This window comes from Methylophaga sp. UBA5088 (assembly GCF_002414625.1).
GTDB lineage: Bacteria > Pseudomonadota > Gammaproteobacteria > Nitrosococcales > Methylophagaceae > Methylophaga > Methylophaga marina.
Genome location: NZ_DIAC01000086.1, coordinates 7,058 through 10,327, shown reverse-complemented (window position 1 = coordinate 10,327; position 3,270 = coordinate 7,058). Strand labels below are relative to the sequence as shown.

Annotated in this window: 4 protein-coding genes and 1 pseudogene; all 5 read right to left on the bottom strand. The window is 44.0% G+C overall.

The features are described 5' to 3' along the window. Positions 1-242 (bottom strand): annotated as a pseudogene (locus tag B4K20_RS10860) (iron-sulfur cluster carrier protein ApbC); the annotation flags it as partial. Between the two features lie 137 nt (positions 243-379). Beyond that, positions 380-1,261 carry a carbon-nitrogen hydrolase family protein gene (locus tag B4K20_RS10855; RefSeq protein ID WP_289282894.1) on the bottom strand — a complete coding sequence of 294 codons (882 nt, stop codon included), beginning with the start codon at positions 1,259-1,261 and terminating at the stop codon, positions 380-382. A 65-nt stretch (positions 1,262-1,326) separates the two neighbouring features. After that, complete coding sequence (locus B4K20_RS10850) at positions 1,327-1,914, bottom strand: GNAT family N-acetyltransferase (protein WP_286304396.1); 588 nt, start codon at positions 1,912-1,914, stop codon at positions 1,327-1,329. A 10-nt stretch (positions 1,915-1,924) separates the two neighbouring features. Continuing rightward, the gene (locus tag B4K20_RS10845; protein ID WP_286304395.1) at positions 1,925-2,332 is read right to left on the bottom strand and encodes a ketosteroid isomerase-related protein; all 408 of its coding nucleotides are present in this window, start codon (positions 2,330-2,332) and stop codon (positions 1,925-1,927) included. A 151-nt stretch (positions 2,333-2,483) separates the two neighbouring features. After that, the coding region (speB, locus tag B4K20_RS10840) for an agmatinase (protein WP_289282893.1) at positions 2,484-3,270 on the bottom strand (787 nt) is incomplete at its 5' end.

Genomic DNA, 3,270 nt, shown 5'->3' with positions numbered 1-3,270 from the left:
ATGATTTCACTTGAGACAACAACATTGACATTGTCAGCCCCGGCTTGCTGTAGATCTGATGTTAATGATTGATTAAGCTCATCGATGTAGCCTTTGACCGGATAACGCAGAACCACAGAGACGATTTGTTTTCCAGACTCCTCTGCGACCATAATCCCTGGATTGGTCTCCCCCAGTTTTATCTCGGTTGATGGGTCCTGAAAGTCATTAATAATCTGCTTAATCTGTGCATTATCTAACATGGCTCACTCCGGTCTATTCAGTGCGTAATCGACACAGACTCGCACTTTTTCTGTTTTTTTGTATCAGACGCTAAATGCGTATGGTCTGACTAAACTGATAACTAAAAAAAACGCCATCTGTAAGACGGCGTTCGTTATCAATCTAATTTGGGGCCTCGCAACGTATTTTGCAAGGGCCAATCGCGATAATTAAATACTTGTCCCTGCTGGCGTACACGAGCTATCTCATTCACATCCAAATCTGCATACACCCATTGTGCTGTATCAGCTGAACCTTCAGCCAAAATACCATTATCAGGAAAACCGTAATCAACCGGGGTGTAAATGCTGGCACGACCTGTGTTCACATCAACTGCTTCTGACCATAAGGCTTCACCAAATGTCGGCGACTGCAGGACGTAACACTGGTTTTCCAACGCCCTAGCCTGACAACCAATTCTGACACGATAAAAGCCGGCTTGTGTATCAGTACAACTTGGTACTAAGACCACATCAGCACCCGCCTGCACTTGTTCATGGGCAATCAATGGAAACTCGCTGTCATAACAAATATTAATAGCAAGACGACCAATATCGGTATCAATCACCTTAATATCCTGACCAGCATGAATCAGCCACTGTTCGTTCTCGAAGCGAGTCATGATGAGTTTATCCTGATAATCAATCAGTCCCTCAACACCGTATAGATTAGCTCGATTTCTAAAGCTACCATCCGACTGTATTACGGGGAAAGAGCTCGCCAGAATCATGACATCAAATTGCTTCGCCAGCTGGGCGTATAAAGCCTCGTAGTCGGCATATATATCTTGCATGGAATGCAACTGCTTGCCCAAGTCTTTATAAACCGACTCCCCAAAAAGTGAAGCGAGTTCCATGCTGCCATATTCAGGGAAGACCAGTAGTTTGGCACCATTTTTAGCTGCGTGACTTACCCATTGGGTCAACTTATCTTCAAACTCAAACCACTGTGCGAAAAAGCCAATATCATATTGGGCTACCGCTGCTTTCACTTTGCTCATTTATTTTTCCACGGGCATTGCACAAAAAGAGTCACGCAAGTCAGCACTCTCTTCGCACAAAAAGATTAGATTTTTTTCATCCAGAATGTCATTGGCTTTGGTGACTCAAGCGCTTCATCCACTTCTTTCCAACTGAATGTGGTATTCAATTCTGGATGTTTTTCATAGCCGCGTTTACGCCAAAAATTATCAAGAGGCTGATAGTCAGCGGGTCTCAATGGATGATCCTCAGGGCGTTGAACCCCACAAAAACAGCTGTAATCGAAACCACCTATCTCATGAGCATGGGCTTCACGCTCATCGAAAAATGCCACACCTGCACCTTGCCCGCGGTATTGAGACAATAAAACGGATTCACCGCAGTAAAAGATCTTGTCAATATCATAACCAGCGGCGATAAAAGGGGCTTTGACTTCGTCGGTTTCATATTTCAGCGGAATACCGGTAGAGGCACCCACTACATGGTCACCATCAAAAGCCAGCACAATCACGCTATCAGGCGCTTCAATATAAGTTTGAAGATATTTTTCTTCGTATGTCAGATCCCCATCATAAAGATAAGGAAAGTCACGAAAAACACGAATCCGGAGCTCAGCAAGCTCCGGAATGTATTGATTGAGCTTATCGCCAGACAGTCTTTCCAGTCTTAACATCGCACACCTCTTAGCCTGCGACTTGGGCGATCCAGTCTTCTAAGTTGTAGTAATTAGTAATACGAGCGACTTTACCGTCACGCACCACGAAAAATGCGCCTGCGGGTAAACGGTATGTTTGACCAGCGGCTTCTGGCAGACCTTCATCAGTTGACATATATTCACCTAATACTGTGAACTCAACCGCTGCACGATCGCCAGCATCATTGGTGGTGATAGAAATATCAACGATGTTTTCTTTGTAGTGCGCATTCATACGATCCATAAACTTCTTGAATGCTTCTTTACCAATTTCACGACCACTTTGGTTTACATCATGAATCACGTCGTCTGTCAGCATATTAAGAAATGCATCCATATCACCGCGGTTAAATGCATTGTAGTAGTCTTCCAACAGTTTTACTGTAGCTTGATTCATGATGAAAAATCCCAAAGAGTAGAAAAAGGCCGAATTTTATCTGTTTCATGGAATGAGGAAAAGACTTAATTTCTTCATTACCTCATATCCTTAGCCTACAAACAGGCCATTTGATTTATTTGTTTTTTGAATCGCGCTCTAGCTCCGTTGATTAATAACGGTTTCGTTGTACGATGCCCATTAATTTATACGTGAGTAAAGACGCTGAAAAATCATAAGCATGGAACCCTTCAATGGGCGCAAATTCCATGATGTCAAAACCGATAATTTCACGCTGTTTGGCTACCGACTCGAATAAATTGAGTGTCTGATACCAGTCCAGTCCACCTGGCACTGGCGTTCCTGTTGAAGGAAAAACAGAAGGATCCATGCCATCAATATCCAGTGTGAAAAACACTTTTTGTGGAAAATCCTCTGGCAACTCGATTGACTGAATGCGGTTGGGTACTAACTCATCCGCATCCTGATATAACACACCGAATTCGTCACGAAATGCCATTTCTTCTTCACAATAAGCACGTATACCGAGTTGGTAAAGAGGAATACCCATATCGACAGCACGTTTCATGACAGAAGCATGACTAAGAAAATCACCTTCATACGCCTGACGCAAATCAGCATGTGCATCAATCTGCACAATGCCAAAATCATCGATACCGGCATCACGCAAGCCTTTAATCACACCATAAGTCACCGTATGCTCACCACCAAGTACAACCGGCATGGCGCCAGCTTTAATGATATCGGCTGTCGCTTTAGCAATATTATCAATAACTTGCTGAGGGGCGACACTGCAATCCACTGGTTCACAGGTATAAATACCTTCATCGCAGGGTTTGCTTTTGCCATCCCATTCTTCCAGTTGCCAGGAAGCTTGCAAGATAGCGTTGGGGCCCAGGGCAGTACCTCCGCCATATGACACGCTCTTTTCATAGGGC

Coding starts and splice junctions, on each gene's coding strand:
- B4K20_RS10850 (WP_286304396.1), bottom strand. CDS start 1,914: ATGTTAAGACTGGAAAGACTGTCTGGCGATAAGCTCAATCAATACATT.
- B4K20_RS10845 (WP_286304395.1), bottom strand. CDS start 2,332: ATGAATCAAGCTACAGTAAAACTGTTGGAAGACTACTACAATGCATTT.
- B4K20_RS10855 (WP_289282894.1), bottom strand. CDS start 1,261: ATGAGCAAAGTGAAAGCAGCGGTAGCCCAATATGATATTGGCTTTTTC.